Annotated in this window: 13 protein-coding genes, 5 tRNA genes and 1 pseudogene; 15 read left to right on the plus strand and 4 right to left on the minus strand. The window is 42.7% G+C overall.

Annotated elements, in window-relative coordinates; translation table 11 throughout:
• Positions 1–31: 31 nt before the first annotated feature.
• A complete protein-coding gene (locus F894_RS07050) occupies positions 32–1,303 on the minus strand; it encodes a GGDEF domain-containing protein (protein WP_005246867.1) in 1,272 nt (423 codons plus the stop codon).
• A gap of 152 nt (positions 1,304–1,455) precedes the next feature.
• Here F894_RS07050 and pyrC point away from each other — a divergent pair, with 152 nt between their 5' ends.
• The 15 genes and pseudogenes from pyrC (at position 1,456) to F894_RS07130 (ending at position 13,035) form a co-directional block, all read left to right on the plus strand.
• Positions 1,456–2,490 (plus strand): dihydroorotase, encoded by a 1,035-nt coding sequence (gene pyrC, locus F894_RS07055; protein WP_005246868.1) that lies wholly within the window; start codon positions 1,456–1,458, stop codon positions 2,488–2,490.
• Positions 2,475–3,134 (plus strand): ribonuclease T, encoded by a 660-nt coding sequence (gene rnt / locus F894_RS07060; RefSeq protein WP_034438210.1) that lies wholly within the window; start codon positions 2,475–2,477, stop codon positions 3,132–3,134. The genes pyrC and rnt overlap by 16 nt, the downstream gene beginning before the upstream one ends.
• A gap of 20 nt (positions 3,135–3,154) precedes the next feature.
• Positions 3,155–3,230, plus strand: a tRNA-Glu gene (locus tag F894_RS07065).
• 163 nt (positions 3,231–3,393) lie between these two features.
• On the plus strand, positions 3,394–3,828 hold the full coding sequence (locus F894_RS07070) for a TonB-dependent receptor plug domain-containing protein (protein ID WP_005246871.1): 435 nt from the start codon (positions 3,394–3,396) through the stop codon (positions 3,826–3,828).
• Between the two features lie 65 nt (positions 3,829–3,893).
• Entirely contained in the window at positions 3,894–4,934 is a 1,041-nt protein-coding gene (locus tag F894_RS07075) for an IS481 family transposase (protein ID WP_005245313.1), read from the plus strand.
• Between the two features lie 180 nt (positions 4,935–5,114).
• Positions 5,115–6,725, plus strand: coding sequence for a TonB-dependent receptor domain-containing protein (locus F894_RS07080; protein WP_416201977.1), 1,611 nt, complete (start codon positions 5,115–5,117; stop codon positions 6,723–6,725).
• Between the two features lie 81 nt (positions 6,726–6,806).
• Positions 6,807–6,965 carry a hypothetical protein gene (locus F894_RS15160; RefSeq protein ID WP_004279546.1) on the plus strand — a complete coding sequence of 53 codons (159 nt, stop codon included), beginning with the start codon at positions 6,807–6,809 and terminating at the stop codon, positions 6,963–6,965.
• Positions 6,966–7,142: 177 nt separating this feature from the next.
• A tRNA-Glu gene (locus F894_RS07085) sits at positions 7,143–7,218 on the plus strand.
• A 114-nt stretch (positions 7,219–7,332) separates the two neighbouring features.
• Positions 7,333–8,745, plus strand: coding sequence for an amino acid permease (locus F894_RS07090; protein WP_004279544.1), 1,413 nt, complete (start codon positions 7,333–7,335; stop codon positions 8,743–8,745).
• A gap of 82 nt (positions 8,746–8,827) precedes the next feature.
• Positions 8,828–9,720, plus strand: a pseudogene (locus tag F894_RS07100) (alpha/beta fold hydrolase).
• Positions 9,721–9,965: 245 nt separating this feature from the next.
• Positions 9,966–10,877 carry an alpha/beta fold hydrolase gene (locus tag F894_RS07110; protein ID WP_004646374.1) on the plus strand — a complete coding sequence of 304 codons (912 nt, stop codon included), beginning with the start codon at positions 9,966–9,968 and terminating at the stop codon, positions 10,875–10,877.
• Positions 10,878–11,008: 131 nt separating this feature from the next.
• Positions 11,009–11,084: transfer RNA gene (locus F894_RS07115), tRNA-Glu, on the plus strand.
• Positions 11,085–11,108: 24 nt separating this feature from the next.
• Positions 11,109–11,184 (plus strand) — tRNA-Glu (locus tag F894_RS07120).
• A gap of 46 nt (positions 11,185–11,230) precedes the next feature.
• Positions 11,231–11,306, plus strand: a tRNA-Glu gene (locus F894_RS07125).
• A gap of 307 nt (positions 11,307–11,613) precedes the next feature.
• Positions 11,614–13,035: an iron-containing redox enzyme family protein gene (locus F894_RS07130; protein WP_005246875.1), complete on the plus strand. Its 1,422-nt coding sequence runs from the start codon at positions 11,614–11,616 to the stop codon at positions 13,033–13,035.
• A gap of 64 nt (positions 13,036–13,099) precedes the next feature.
• On the opposite strand, the gene F894_RS07135 is transcribed toward F894_RS07130, so the two are convergent.
• The 3 genes from F894_RS07135 to F894_RS07145 form a co-directional block, all read right to left on the minus strand.
• Positions 13,100–14,344 (minus strand): NADH:flavin oxidoreductase/NADH oxidase family protein, encoded by a 1,245-nt coding sequence (locus F894_RS07135; protein WP_005246876.1) that lies wholly within the window; start codon positions 14,342–14,344, stop codon positions 13,100–13,102.
• Between the two features lie 129 nt (positions 14,345–14,473).
• Positions 14,474–15,484 carry an ABC transporter permease gene (locus tag F894_RS07140; protein ID WP_005246877.1) on the minus strand — a complete coding sequence of 337 codons (1,011 nt, stop codon included), beginning with the start codon at positions 15,482–15,484 and terminating at the stop codon, positions 14,474–14,476.
• Entirely contained in the window at positions 15,484–16,530 is a 1,047-nt protein-coding gene (locus tag F894_RS07145; RefSeq protein WP_005246879.1) for an ABC transporter permease subunit, read from the minus strand. Before F894_RS07145 ends, F894_RS07140 begins: the two co-directional genes overlap by 1 nt.
• Between the last annotated feature and the right edge of the window lie 8 nt (positions 16,531–16,538).

A 16,538-nucleotide genomic window follows, 5' to 3' on the forward strand; every position in this document is an offset into this window, starting at 1 on the left:
TTGAGGGTTCGTTTATTGATTGTAATAATCTCTAACCATTTGCGATATCTGAATTGACTGAACGAATGGACTGATAATAAATCTGGTTGCGTCCAAGCTGTTTGGCACGATATAGCGCCTGATCCGCGATTCCCAATAAGGCGTCTTTATCAATATCATCTTCACCACGATAAACGGTAATGCCTAAACTGATGGTGATATGTTTCGCAACCAAGGATTTTTCATGTGGAATTTCCAGACGGTCAATCGCCTTAAAGATATTTGAAGCCACCGCATAAGCACCATGTGCATCCGTTTCTGGCAAGAGCACCACAAACTCCTCCCCGCCATAACGCGCGACAAAGTCCATATGTCGGATCGCATTCTTGATGGTTTTGGCAATAGTCGAAATGACATCATCACCTTTCTGATGCCCATAAAAATCGTTGTAATTTTTAAAGAAATCTACATCGATAAACAGAATCGCCAAAGCCGTTTCTTCACGGCGTGCACGTTCAAAATGGACCTCCAGTGTCTCATCAAAGGTACGTCGATTGGAAATCTTGGTCAGCTCATCATACTGACTCAAATGTAATAATTCGTTGGTATGGATACGCTGGATCTGCTCACTGATTCTGGCGCGAATGCTATAGAGAAATATCACACGTTCACGGGCAAAAATCATATGGCTAATCACATAACCCAGCAAGCAACTTCCAATTAAAATCCGGCCAAAAACCATAGGATTAAATTCAACTGAAAGGCTAAACAATACAAGAATAGTAGTTGCCGCAGCGAGTAATCCGGTGACCAGCATCTGAATCGGTCTAATACCGGTCAGAATATAACCCAGGATATACACGATCGTGACTATGGCCATGGACTGATGCTGCAAGGCATCAGTTTTAATCGACATGGTAATGCATGAAATTGACACCTGTATCCAGAACACCAACAGCATCGAAGCCTGCGGAAAAAAGCGCTTGATCTTGGGTAAACAGGAGAATATATAAAAAATGATTAATGACATGCCACCATTGAGCAGGCCCAGCATACACAGGACAAAATCATGTACGAAATATTCTTTGCTGATGCTCCAGTAATCTGTAGGAATCATTACCACTAAAAAAAGGAAATAGGCTAGTACTCCAGCCCAGACATATTTTTCGACATGTTTACGGGCGCGTTCCAGATTTTTGGTCCAGAATTCTTGTTCCAGATTTTGTGGGAAGACCGGGCCTACACGCTGGCTTTGCCGTGTAATCAGTTGTTCTATGTCTTCTTTATCATCTTGCAATTTCGCTAGATTGTACTTGTATTCCATTGCCAAGTATTTATGTAATTTTTTTATTAATTTTAAAATAACATACTTTTTAAAATTAATTTATACATATCCCTTATTTTGTAGCGCTTTCTCGTTACCATTTTTACTATAGATGGATTATCATTTGTTTTATTTGTTCGACTGAATTTGCCTTGAATACGATTACGATTCTCCAGCCAGATGATTGGCACGTTCACCTGCGTGATGGTTTAGCACTTCAACGTACCGTTCCCGATTTAGCCAAGCAGTTTTCTCGCGCCATTTGCATGCCAAATCTGGTGCCACCCGTTAAAACTGTCGAAGAAGCCAATGCCTACCGTGAACGTATCATGGCACATGTGCCTGAAGGGGTAAATTTCGACCCGCGTATGGTGCTGTATTTCACTGACAACACCCCGGCAAGCGAAGTTAAAAAGATCAAAGAATCTGCGCATGTCAATGCCATCAAGCTCTATCCTGCGGGTGCGACCACCAACTCCGACAGTGGCGTGAGCGACATGAGCAAGGTCTACGGCGTAATTGAACAGCTTGAAGAACATCAGGTGCCTTTATTGCTGCATGGTGAAGTGACGCATAATCACGTCGATATTTTTGACCGTGAAAAGCGTTTTCTGGATGAAGTGCTGGCACCATTACTTAGACAATTTCCCAAGCTGAAACTGGTACTCGAACACATCACTACCAGCGAAGCAGCAAACTTTGTACTTGAGCAAGACCGTAATGTGGCTGCAACCATTACACCACAACATTTATTGTTTAACCGCAATGACATGCTGGTCGGTGGAATCAAGCCGCATTTCTACTGCTTGCCGATTTTAAAACGTCAAACGCATCAGCAAACCTTGTTAGAAGTCGCAACCAGCGGTAATCCTAAATTCTTCTTGGGAACAGACAGCGCGCCGCATTCAAAAAATGCAAAAGAAAATGCGTGTGGCTGTGCAGGATGTTATAGTGCGCCGACTGCTATTGAGCTGTATGCTCAGGCATTTGATCAAGTTGGTAAAATTGAACGCCTGGAAGGTTTTGCCAGCCATTTTGGTGCAGACTTCTATGGCCTGCCACGTAATACCAGCACAATTACCCTGGTTAAAGAAGATCAAGTAATCCCTGAAAGTTTAGACTATCTGGATGGTGAACAGATTATTCCGTTATATGCGGGTAAAACCATTCAATGGAGAAAAGTGTGACAAATGAAACGCTCCCAATCATTGGTCAACGTTTTCGTGGATTCTTACCTGTAGTTGTCGATGTCGAGACTGCAGGTTTTAATGCACAGACTGATGCATTGCTGGAAATTGCGGCCATTCCGATTGTTTATAATGAAGATGGTCAATTTGTGCCAGGTCAAGCTTACCATGCACATATCAATCCTTTCGAGGGAGCCAACCTCGACCGTCGTTCGCTAGAGTTTATTGGGATCGATCCTTCTAATCCAATGCGAATCGCCATGGCTGAAGATGAGAAAACTGCGCTTAAGCGTATTTTTAAATCTGTGAATGAAGTGCGTCGCCAGCAAAATTGTACCCATGCAGTTTTAGTCGGACACAATGCACATTTCGATTTAGGTTTTCTTCAGGCCGCGATTGCCCGTACCGGGACCAAAAACCAGAACCCGTTTCATAGTTTTTCTGTCTTCGATACAGTGACTTTAAGCGCGGTGATGTTTGGTCAAACCGTACTGGCAAAATCCTGTATTCAGGCTGGAATCGAGTTTGATGGCAAAGAAGCACACTCTGCATTATATGATACGCAGAAGACCGCTGAACTGTTTTGCTATATTTTAAACAAACTCGCACCTCACCTGCTTGACACTCTGGTGGCGGATCAATAAGATACCGCCATCTTCTAAACGTCCCTATCGTCTAGAGGCCTAGGACATCGCCCTTTCACGGCGGTAACCGGGGTTCGAATCCCCGTAGGGACGCCATCTATTTTTTCTCTTCTTTATATTTCTTTGATCAGCATCTTAAGCTGCTCAAGTCCTACACTTTTATCAATTAATTAATGAAAATAATTCTCATTACTATTGATTGCCTTCTTAAATTTAATGATAATCACTTCCATTATCTTTCGCATATTCAACCCTTCTCATGCGTTTTGCTTATTCCCCACTTTCTATTGCAGTTTTAACAGCTTTATCAACATCTAGTTTTGCAAAAGAATCAAATTATCAAGAGCCTGTTCTCAATGAAACAACGATTAAGTTCAACACAATTATTATCGAAGCTCAGCAAGAAAATGAAGTTGGAAAAACCATTTATTCAAAAGAAGATTTAGAAAAGACGCCGAATAGCTCAAAGAACATTACCGATTTTTTAAAAGTGAATCCGAATGTGCAGTTTAGTCAATCACAGTTAGCAGCAGGCTCACAAGGTGAAATTAAACCTGCCGAAATCTCAATTAATGGTGCACAAACCTTGCAAAACAATTTTATTGTGAATGGTGTTTCCAACAACTTACTTATTAATCCAGCAAATTCAAACATAAATTGTATTAGTTCAGACTTGATCGTACATTCTTCTTGAAAAAGAGAAAGTTACCCGTTTTGATAAAGGTGTCGAAATCTTAATTAAACAAAGGTAACTTTCTTATGTTGCATACTAACAATCAAATCATCAAACACAAAGTCGGCTTACTCAATTTAGCTGAAGAGCTTCAAAATGTTTCTAGAGCATGCAAAGTGATGGGTGTCTCTAGAGATACTTTCTATCGCTATCATGAGTTAGTACAGTCTGGTGACATTGATGCATTAATCAATAAGTCCCGTCGAGTACCAAATCTAAAAAACCGTGTAGATGATGCTACAGAGCTGGCGGTCATTGATTTCGCAATTCAATATCCAGCTTATGGTCAGCATCGTACCAGTAACGAATTGCGCAAGAAAGGTGTATTTGTTTCAGGGAGTGGTGTTCGTTCTATTTGGCTCCGCCATGATTTGGAGAACTTTAAGAAGCGTTTAAAAGCACTCGAAGCTAAAGTGGCACAGGATGGTATCGTACTAAATGATCATCAGATTGCTGCACTTGAGCGTAAGCATGAAGATGATGTGGCGTGTGGTGAAATCGAAACTGCTCATCCAGGCTATTTAGGTGCACAAGACACCTTTTATGTCGGGAATCTCAAGGGTGTTGGACGGATCTACCAGCAAACATTTATCGATACTTATAGCAAGGTCGTTCATTGCAAGCTCTATACAACCAAAACACCGATTACAGCGGCTAATTTGCTCAATGATCGTGTATTACCTTTTTATCAATCCCAGGATTTACCAATGCTTCGCATTCTTACAGACAGAGGAACCGAGTATTGCGGTAAGGTAGAACAACATGACTATGAGTTGTATCTAGCGCTCAATGACATTGATCACACGAAGACAAAAGCAGCTTCACCACAAACGAATGGGATCTGTGAACGCTTCCATAAAACAATACTGCAGGAGTTTTATCAAATTACATTTAGGAAAAAGCTTTATAGCACGCTAGAAGAGTTGCAGACGGATCTAGACGACTGGCTGAAATTCTATAATACTGAACGGACTCATCAAGGAAAAATCTGCTGTGGCCGTACACCATTTGAAACTTTACTTGATGGAAAACAAATTTGGGCTGAGAAGAATTTAGCTCAAATTTAACCTGACAGGCACAATAAAAATCAGGTAACTGTCAGATCAGGTTTGAGCTAGTACACACCTAAAACAATTGATCAAGAACGACATATCTCAAATCTTGGTGCAACATTATTTTATACACCAAACGCCTCAACCAAAGCGAAGTTTGGTTTCGATTATGGTTTGCTCGATAGCTTAAGTTATGTGGACAGCAATCGTGATTCAGGTAGTACTACTGAAACCGAAACACTTACTCTGTTCTCGGAACTTGAACATCGCTTCAACTTAGGTACTCTCGTACACAAACTTAATTTCCAAAACTCGGCGACACAACGTATTGCTGACAATAACTACAGTATGCATTGGTACTACGCCAAAGGAAGTAAAGATTGGAATAATACCGATGTAGTTCGAGAGGGCGCCATCATGGGAGAGATTGAACAACGCCAAGACGTCCTTTCCTATGACCTACAAGCGAATATAGACCCTTTTAAACTTGGTCAATCCCAACACAACATGACTATAGGTACGGGTTATAGCCATGCTAATGTTGCGTGGAAACGAGTCGAGGATGTTTTACTCGCGACAAAGATCAACTTAAAAGAACTTGGCAAAGATACTACCTGCCTTCAAAGTGACCCATATTGTGATGAGAAACTAACTATAAATGGTTGGAATGGACAATATATCGCTGGTGGGACTCTGTACAAAGCTGGTGATATCAAAGCTCAGCAAGATCGCCTAAATATATTTATTGAAGATAATATTCAGTGGAATGATCAATTTTCAACACGCCTTGGTGTTCGTGCTGATTATGACTCTTTGAGTAGTAATATCAATATTTCCCCTCGCAGTCGTCTCTCTTACAAACCCTTTAGTAATGATCAATTGCATTTATCCGCTGGGTGGAATCGCTACTATGGTCAGCAAACCTTAGGTACAGAACTGGATGAAATTCAAAATGATTTGCTCTATAAACTGTCACGTGAAAACCCACATGCGCCTTGGGTAGAAACACAAACTGCACTATCCAGCGGTGCGCGTAGTTCAGCGCTCAATCCCCCTTTCAGTGACGAAACTGTTTTAGGCTTGAATACACAAATCCAGAATTGGGATCTAGGGCTAAAATGGGTCAATCGTAAATATCAGGATGAAATATCAAAAACTAAAGTTACTCCTTTAGATGGATCAAAATTCTTCTACGAATATAATAATGATGGAAGTGGCAAAGCTGACATCTACACCTTAACACTTAGAAATCGTCAACCGATCGCTCTGGGAGATAGCCAACATTTATTTGCCTTGGGATTTGACTACAGTGAAGTCTTCCGCAGTTATGTAGATTACACTTCAGCCTATGATCAAGCCACTCAAGATGAATGGGTCTCTTATGATGGTCAAATTATTCGTTGGTCAGACCACCCTGCCCCAAACTTTAACCAACCATGGACCGCACGAGTAAACTGGGATATTGCATTCGATACACTGCCTGTACGTATTTCAAACTTCTTTAGCTATAAAGACAGTTACGATGATATGGTTGCAGTCTCCGATAAAAATGACAAAGTCGAGTATGAAGGTGAACTGCTTGACACCTATTTAGCCTCTGAAATTAAACCAAAATTTACATGGGATATGCGCACCACCTATGATTGGGAAATTTCAAAAGATTTAAGGGCAATTTTTGGTTTAATCATTAACAACGTCACCAACCGCGTGAATACCTATACAACAGGCTCGACCTCAAATGATAGACCACGTGTAATGACTGAAATCGGCCGCCAATTTATTGCGGATATTACTTTTAAATTCTAGAGCCTGAATAGGTACATGCTGCTGCTCTTTTAGATTTGCTTAGGCTATAATTAATGCGATTTCATATTTTGCTTTTGTATCATGTTAAAAAAGATCTTACTGGTTTTACTGATTTTAGCTCCATCCGCGCTATATCTTTATATCGTCAACCGTGATGATAACCACACTGCGGAGACTGAAACAGTGTCAACGCCAACTGAAAACTCTCAGCCTGAGCAATATCAAACTCCAGATCACTAAGTTTTAGTGATCTTTTCAAATATTTATTTTTTATAGTCCTGAAATCTGTTCAGAAAATAACATCTTAATAAAATAAAGTTTTTGTTTTGCCTAATGTTTAAACTGTTAAATGAATTTTAGCAAAAACCCTTTTGACAAACCCCGGCTTAATCCTTAATATACGCATCACCTCGCAACGTCCCTATCGTCTAGAGGCCTAGGACATCGCCCTTTCACGGCGGTAACCGGGGTTCGAATCCCCGTAGGGACGCCATCTATTGATCTCATACGATCAGACCTTATTCGAAATTACCATTATTCGATTGCAGATTTGTAGTTTTTCACTACAATAGCTCGCTTCATTCCTTTGAAGTATTTCTTATTTCCTATGCACTCATCTCCGAATGATGCTACGCATCAGGGCAATTCTGCGCCTTTAAAACGCGCTATGAGTACTCGACATCTGGTCATGATTTCGCTTGGTGGCGCAATCGGAACAGGCCTATTCTTAGGGTCGGGTGAAGTCATTGCACAAACGGGGCCTGTAGGTGCCATTCTCGCTTATCTCCTGGGCGGTATTATCGCGTACATGGTAATGCTATGTTTGGGCGAACTTGCCGTTCATATGCCAGAATCTGGTTCATTTGGTGCTTATGCCAAACGTTATATTGGACCAGGCACAGGCTATACCATCACCTGGTTATACTGGCTGACATGGTCGGTCACTCTCGGAACTGAATTTACTGCAGCGGCTTTGCTGATGCAGGAATGGTTCCCGGACATTTCTATGTGGTTATGGACCATTATCTTTGGTGTATTCGTATTTAGTCTAAATATGATTTCTACTCGCTGGTTTGCCGAATCCGAATTCTGGCTGGCACTGGTAAAAGTGGTCACGGTTGTTGCTTTTATTCTTTTAGGTCTATTGGCCATCTTTGGTGTTCTGGGCTATCAAGGCTATGAAGCTGCACCTTTATTTACCAATCTGACTGCACAAGGCTGGTTCCCTGAAGGTCTATTCCCGATTTTTGCTACGATGCTGATCGTGAACTTTGCCTTCTCTGGTACCGAGCTGATTGGTGTGGCTGCCGGTGAAACTGAAGATCCTGCGAAAAATGTCCCTAAAGCGATTAATACGGCAATTTTCCGCTTATTAATTTTCTTTGTAGGTACCATTATCGTGGTAACAGCCTTACTTCCGCATCAGGAAGCGGGCTTAGCCGCTGAAGGCGTAAGTAGCAGTCCATTCGTAACGGTATTCCAGCACATTGGTATCCCATATGCTGAAGACATCATCCGTTTTGTAATTATCACTGCATTGTTGTCTGCTGCCAACTCGGGCTTATTTGCTGCTTCACGTATGATGTGGTCATTGTCATACAGCAAACAGTTACCTGCAGTATTCTCAAGACTGAATGCTCGCGGTGTACCGTATATTGCAGTTATGGTAACTATGCTGGGTGCATTGCCAGGTTTATTGTCTGAACAGTTTGCGCCAGAGACGATCTTTACCAACTTGCTGGGCGTTGCAGCGTTTACCATGGTGGTGGTCTGGATGAGTATTTGCTTAAGCCAGTTCAACTTCCGTCGTCAGTGGTATAAACAGGGTCATACGGCCAAAGAACTGGGCTTTGCTGCACCATTGTTCCCGATTGTACCAATCCTGGGCTTTGTGTTCTGTTTTATTACCTGTATCAGTATGGTCTTTGATCCATCAATGCGTATCAGCTTCATAGGCTGTCTGCTATTTATTGCAGCGTGTTATGCAAGTTATTATGCCTTTTATCACAACAAGTCTTAATCATCAGTTTTAAAAGAGCGGCTCCGGCCGCTCTTTTTTTATCTATACTATAACCATAGTGGGCAGCCTTAAGGGTGCGTCGATGAAAATTGTGTTTATTCACGGCATGAACAAGCAACAATATACGGCTACTTCATTACGTCAACATTGGCTGCATCTCTTCAAAACAGGCCTTCAGAAAAACCTACAACAGCAAGCCCGTTTTACTTATTTAAAACGGCATATCCGTATCCCTTTTATGGCGATTTACTTTCTCGGCATCATTTTCATAACGTCTTGAATGCCAGCACCCTGATGCCGCAACAGTGGCCGCATTTCCCTTTTTTACATCCCGCACAGCTGCAACCGGCATCGCCACCAGACCAGTGTACCTATCAAATTTGTGACGTCCCGCAGTCGAATATTGATGATGTCCTGAATTTCAATCAAAAACTAAAGTTCATCACAGCATTAAGCAAAGATATTGCTTTGCGGGATTTTGCGGTACTCATCAATTACTTTCCCAGCTTACATGCCAGCTTTTTGCATAAATTTTTGCTAGAAAGTTATCTTTATTTGGCCAACCCACATTTTATGCATGAAGTTCACTGCCGCATTCATAATCAACTCTATAGCAGCAGACCACAGATTCTGGTGGCTCACTCACTCGGCAGCGTGATTGCCTATAATTATTTGATCCAGCATCCGGAGCTGAATATCAAGCGTTTTATTACTCTCGGATCACCGTTGGCATTTCGGGTGATCCAGGCTCATCTGCCGCAACCAATTGTACGGCCTGCTGCAATTTCAGGCGATTGGATAAATTTCTATTGTAGCGATGACTTTCTGACTGCCTTTCCATTATCAGAACCACCCTTCCAGTTTCAGCCAGCGATTATTAATCAGGAGATTCATACCTCCATCTATCATCCGCATGATATTGATGGTTATATTCAGCATCCAGACGTCATTAAAGCGCTCCTGGAATTACTCTAAGACTCACGCCAAACTCTAAATTCAACTTTTACCGTTCCATTCATATTCTTCTTCTATTCAGTATAATCTTTCATCCGAACCTACCAATTCACTGCTTTTTCTGCCTTTTTTATAAATATACAAATGTCTGTTAATGATTGTTTTATCGAAGATAATTTAAACATTAACGCCACAAAAAGTGCAGCTTGGCTTGCCGCAATTTTCTCTATACTGTGAATATATAGATCGACCTCCGTGAGGTATCGATGAAAGTTATTTTTATTCATGGAATGAACCAGCAACATCATAGTGCTGCATCGATCCGCCAGCGCTGGCTGCATATACTTCAAAAAGGCATTCGCAAACACCGTCATGATGCCAGATTCAGTTATTTACGACGTCACATTCACATTCCATTTTATGGAGACTTACTTTCACACTATAACGTTCGCAACATCCTGAATGCTGGAACCTTGATGCCCCAGCAATGGCCCAGCTTTCGTTTCCGTCAACCTGTCCATCCTCAGCTTCCTGCACCCGTTCCACGTCCTGGCTGGCGCAAGCCCGTGATTTCCGATCTTCCCCAGCTTCATTTGAATGGCCCGATGGATTTTAAACAGAAATTCAAATTTATTACCACGCTAAGCAAAAATGTTGCACTGCGCGACTTTGTATTGTTGCTGAATTATTTTCCCAGTCTGCATCGGAGCCTGCTTCAAAAATTTCTGATTGAAACCTATCTGTATCTCGACAATCCTGCTTTCATGAAGGAAGTTCATGAGCGAATTGCCCGGCAATTGAATGGTCGCAAACCTTGTATTGTGATTGCTCATTCTCTGGGCAGTGTGATTGCCTATAATTATCTTATTCAGCATCCTGAACTGAATGTACAGCGTTTTATTACTTTAGGATCGCCATTAGCCTTCCAGGTGATCCAGTCACATTTACCGCAACCCATTGTACGACCTGCAGCAATTACAGGCGACTGGATAAATTTCTATTCAACTGATGATTTTCTTACCGCCTTTCCTCTTACACAACCGCCATTTCAGTTTCAACCCGCCATTATTAACCACGGCATTCGTACGCATATTCACCGCCCGCATGACATTACCGGCTATTTACTGCATCCGCAGGTGGTAGAAGCAATTCTGGAATTGCTTAAAAATCCGGCTTAAACCATGTAATTTTCAAGCATTCCCACAAGATTGTTTTAATTTTATGCACTCAATCCAGAAAATCATTTTTTTTATGGAAATGCGTTTGACACCCCCCTGTTTTCACCCTATTATACGCCCACCTCTGAAACGTCCCTATCGTCTAGAGGCCTAGGACATCGCCCTTTCACGGCGGTAACCGGGGTTCGAATCCCCGTAGGGACGCCAATTTTCAGAAGTAGATTTTATTAAGTCCCTATCGTCTAGAGGCCTAGGACATCGCCCTTTCACGGCGGTAACCGGGGTTCGAATCCCCGTAGGGACGCCATTACTTCAAGCTGAAAGTAGCGGTTTTAAAATTTATCTTCTGTACTGTCCCTATCGTCTAGAGGCCTAGGACATCGCCCTTTCACGGCGGTAACCGGGGTTCGAATCCCCGTAGGGACGCCATATTCGAGATGGCAACATCTCAACAAAAAGCCCCGAGCATTACGACTCGGGCTTTTTTATCTTGCAAATTTTATTTCTCTAATCTTTAAACCCTGTTTTTATCATTTGTTCAAATTTTTCCCTCACTCTTTCGGCTGCCATCCCATTCTTAATTTTACAATTTGTATTGTTTTAACATTTCTATGCATAGAAATATCCGTTCATTTTCATTTAAAGCAATACACCAATAAATTAGAACAAAAATTCAACACCCTGCTTTTAGAGAGCACGTTAAGGTAAATCAAGAAAAATCTGCAAGGATCAGATTATGTTCGTCAGCACAGAGCTAAGTTTACCTTTATCGCCAAATAAAAATCATAATTATCAAATTAAAAGCTTTAAGGATTGGGTCAACTTTTTCCAAGATACTGAAATTTCGACATATACCAAAACCGAAAAAGCCGAATCTTATTTGAGCGATCTGATTAAAAATTTAAATATTGATACTCTCGGATGGTTAGATCAGCCTGAACAGGTTGAACAGCATCTTTTAGAGCAACATCATCAGGTTTGTGCCACTTTCCAGACCTATGTCAATCGCCGTAAACAGCGCCAAGCCCGGGAATATTTTCCTACGGTTTCCCATGCTTTCGAATTCCTGGCGAAAGTTGCACCGGTTAAACTGGTCGATGGTGCCTGGTTATATTCGACCGTGCAAAATTGCAATCAGCCCGAGCTAAAAGATTTGATTTACATCTATCTCGAAGAGCTTGGCTTAGGGCATCCGCGTGCCAATCATGTCACCATGTATCAGGACCTGTTGAGTCATTATGAGCTGAATAGTTATGCCGAGCATTTGGATGACAGTTATTATGAACAGGCTGCCGTACAGTTGGCACTGGCTTATGCCCCGGCCAAATATTTACCTCTGGTCATTGGCTTTAATCTCGGTTATGAACAGTTACCGCTGCATCTGTTAATCACCAATTATGAACTGGCTGAACTGGGTATCGATCCGCATTATTTCAATGTGCACATTACTATTGATAATGCTCACAATGGTCATGCGCAGAAATCCCTGCAAGCATTTATCCAGCATTTTCATCATGCTGAAGATCCACAAGCTTATCTGGAGCTAATTAAAAAAGGCTATGTTCTAAATGACTTGGGTAGAAGTTCTTCCCAAATCATCAAGGAACTAGATATTGAACAGATGGCTTTAAAAGTGTTCCAGAATAAAGCGCTGATTGGTCAATATATTCATAATCAGAAATGCCAGTTTAGTGGTAAGACCATCAATGACTGGTTATCCGATCCTGCCCAGATTGCCGAGTTTTTGCAGGTCATGATTGACAAAGGCTGGATCGTAAAAGATGCACCAGTGGAGCAAAGCCGTTTCTGGAAAATGATAGATCATCCGGAAGGTAAAATGTTTGGGGTCTTTAATGCGACCGAAAAACAGATTATTAAAGACTGGATTCAGGGCGCAGGCTTGGCAACTCGCCTGTCCTCACGTAGTGCAACCCCATCACAGGCAAAAATTGAACCTGCAATGAGCCGTATGGACCAGCAGCGCTTGAATCAGTTAAAAAGTCGCTTCATGCGCTGTGAAGGTGCGGAACAGAAAATTGATTTACTGATTCCTTATACTGCACCGCATATGCATCATACTGAAATTGGTTTATGGGCGACTCGTCAGTTAAGCCAGTTATTATTTCCTTTTCAGACCCAGGCGATGCATTATTCCTAAAGCATCCCTAAGTGCCAGAAATTAAAAAACCGGACATTTGCAGTGTCCGGTTTTTTAATAAAGATTAAGCCGATTTTCGCGAGTTTAATTGTCCCTTGATCACCGCTTTGACATTGCCTTTCAGATACTGCAAAAAGACCTTTAGTGGTGACAGCTTAGGATTAGGCTGCTTGCCTTTGGCAATTTCTTTAAACTGCGCGGCATACCAGATGATTTCCATAATCGCCATTTTGTCGACCATTGGAATACCGGTTTTAATTTTCTCAACCACATAACGTACATCATGCCCTGCAACCAGACGATTGCCCAAGTCAGGTTCTACCGCAAAGGGACGTGCAATCCCGACAAAATCACAAGCACCACTGTCAAGCGCGGCATTCATGCCTTCAACAGTTCGGAATCCACCAGTGACCATGATATGGCACTTCACTTCCTGACGAATTTTTTCGGCAAAATCGAGGAAATAGGCTTCACGGGCAATGGTCGAGGCCTTGCGCTTGTCTGCTTTCACGCCGGCCATCGCAGGTGCTTCATAGCTACCACCTGACACTTCAATGATATCAATGCCTGCAGTGTCCATCGCCTTAAAGACATAAATGACATCTTCTTCGCTAATACCACCGCGCTGGAAATCAGCTGAATTCAGCTTGACTGAAATAATAAAATTTTCCGAAGTCGCAGCACGAACAGCCTGATAGGTTTGCAGCAAGAAACGGGTGCGATTCTCAATACTACCACCCCATTGATCCTGACGCTTATTGGTCAGCGGTGACAGAAACTGGCTAATCAGATAACCATGTGCCCCATGCAACTGCACCCCCTCAAATCCTGCTTGTTCACAGATAGCAGCCGAAGTGGCAAAGCGCTGGATAATATCCAGGATTTCATCTTCACGCAATTCCCGTGGGGTTCCAAAGCTCATGGCCAAAGCCGGACTAAATGGGACTGCGGACGGTGCAACCGTTTCTTTATTCAGACCTTTGGGACACTGGCGGCCCGGATGTGACAACTGGACCAGTTGTACCATATCATGTTGTTTGCCTACGTCAGCCCAGACTTTGAGCTGCGCCAGATCACGTTCTGTTTCTACCACTACGACGCCCGGTTCATTCTTGGCACGATAATCCACCATGACATTACCCGTAATAGCACAACCCAAGCCACCTTCGGCCCATGCTTCATACAACTTGAAATGCGCCTGATTGGGTTGGCCGGCATCATTGGCCAGTGCTTCACTCATGGCACCTTTGATGATGCGATTTTTGAAAGTGGTATTGCGAATTTGAATGGAATCGGCCAATTGAGTCATGATCTGTCCTGATACGTTACTTTTATTTTGTACTCGTTTATAACGTAAGCCAGAACAATTGACAATCAGTCTTGTCAAATTTACACAATTTTATCTGCTTATTTTTTCATGGTTAAAGATTTTTGTGATTTAGTTTCTTGGATCAAAAGCATCCCGTACTGCTTCTCCCATATAGATCAGCAAACTCAGTACAATGGCCAAACTAAAGAATCCCGACAATGCTAGCCACGGCGCATTTAAGTTGTTTTTGGCCTGAAGCAAGAGTTCCCCTAGGGATGCCGAATCGGGTGGCAAACCATACCCTAAAAAATCCAGTGCTGTCAGTGCAGTAATATTGGCGGTTAGCATAAAAGGTAACTGTGACAGGCTAGAACCTATCACATTGGGGAGAATATGTTTGAACATGATCCGTCCATCCCCGGCCCCGATACTTTTTGCTGCCCAGACATATTCCAGATTTCTGGCGCGTAAAAACTCAGCGCGCACCATACTCACCAGTGTGGTCCAGCCAAATAACAGCATGATCAGAAACAGCCAGTAAATACTCGGGGTAAACAGACTGACCAGTACCATCACCATAAACAGCATCGGCAAACCACTCCAGACTTCGAGTATGCGTTGCCCGATCAGGTCAATCCATCCACCATAATAACCCTGAATTGCCCCTGCTAAAATTCCCAGCGCCGCAGACAATAAAGTCAGTGCAAAACCAAACAGTAATGAAATCCTTAAGCCATATAGAATCCGTGCCAGAACGTCACGGCCTTGATCATCTGTTCCCAGCCAGTTTTGCGCACTCGGGGGCGAAGGCACCGGTTCAGCCAGTTCAAAATTTGGCGTTTGATAAGAAAATGGAATGATGGGCCAGATCGCCCAGCCTTTTTCTGCAATTAGTTGCTGTACAACGGGATCTTTATATTCTGCTTCTGTCTCAAATACTCCACCAAACGTGGTTTCCGGATAGGATTTCAGGATGGGCAGATAAAAAGCATGATCATATTTCACCAGCAAGGGCTTATCGTTAGCAATTAGTTCTGCACCCAAGGAAATGATGAAAATAGCACTGAAAATAATGAAGCAGCTAAAGCCTAGCTTATGCTGCTTAAAACGTTGCCAGCGTGCTTGCATCAAGGAAGACATTATTGTGATCCTCGACGTGAACTGAAATGAATCCTTGGATCAATCAGTTGATAGAGCAAATCGCTGAGTAAACGCAGTATCAGACCGAGCAAGGTAAAGATAAACAAAGTACCAAAAATCACCGGATAGTCACGCTGGATAATCGCCTCAAAACCTAAGACGCCTAACCCATCCAGATTAAAGATAATCTCGATGAACAGGTTGCCCACGAAAAACACCCCGATCAGAACTTCGGGCAAACCTGCGATAAGCACTAAAATGGCATTCCGGAATACATGCCGATACAGCACTGCATGTTCAGTTAAACCTTTGGCCCGCGCAGCCAGGACATATTGTTTGCTCAGCTCTTCCACAAAAGAAAATTTGACCAGATAGGTCAAACTGGCAAATCCGCCGAGCACCATGGCCAACAGCGGCAAGGCCATATGCCAGAAATAATCATGAATTTTCGCAAAGAATGAGAGTTCAGCAAAATTTTCAGAGCGAATGCCCTGCAAGGGAAACCAGTGCAGATAAGACCCGCCAGCAAAAAAAACGATAAGTAAAATGGCAAAAATAAAGGCTGGAATGGCATAGCCCACGGCCAAAACTAGAGAGGTGGTCTGATCAAACAGACTGCCATGTTTGCGGGCTTTACTGATCCCTAAAGGAATGGAGACCAGATAAATCAGCAAAGTACTCCACAGGCCTAAAGAAAGCGATACCGGAAATTTTTCCCAGATGAGTTCAGTCACAGGCTTGTCTTTGAAAAAACTCTGCCCCAGATCAAACTGCGCATAACGCGTTACCATTTCCCAAAAGCGGATATGCAGCGGCTGGTCAAAGCCGTATTGGGTATTGATCTGCTCAAGCATCTCCGGTGTGAGGCCTTGCTTTCCCTGATACTGCAATCCGGTATGCGTCAAACCATTGACCTGTTGCGCCTGATAAATCACCTGCTCCACCGGACCACCGGGTGCCAGCTGGATCACCATGAAATTGATCAGCAAAATGATCAGCAAGGTTGGAATCATCAGCAACAGACGTTTGAGAATATAAGTGCTCATGGCACTCC

It is taken from the genome of Acinetobacter sp. CIP 51.11 (assembly GCF_000369665.1).
Classification (GTDB): domain Bacteria; phylum Pseudomonadota; class Gammaproteobacteria; order Pseudomonadales; family Moraxellaceae; genus Acinetobacter; species Acinetobacter lwoffii_S.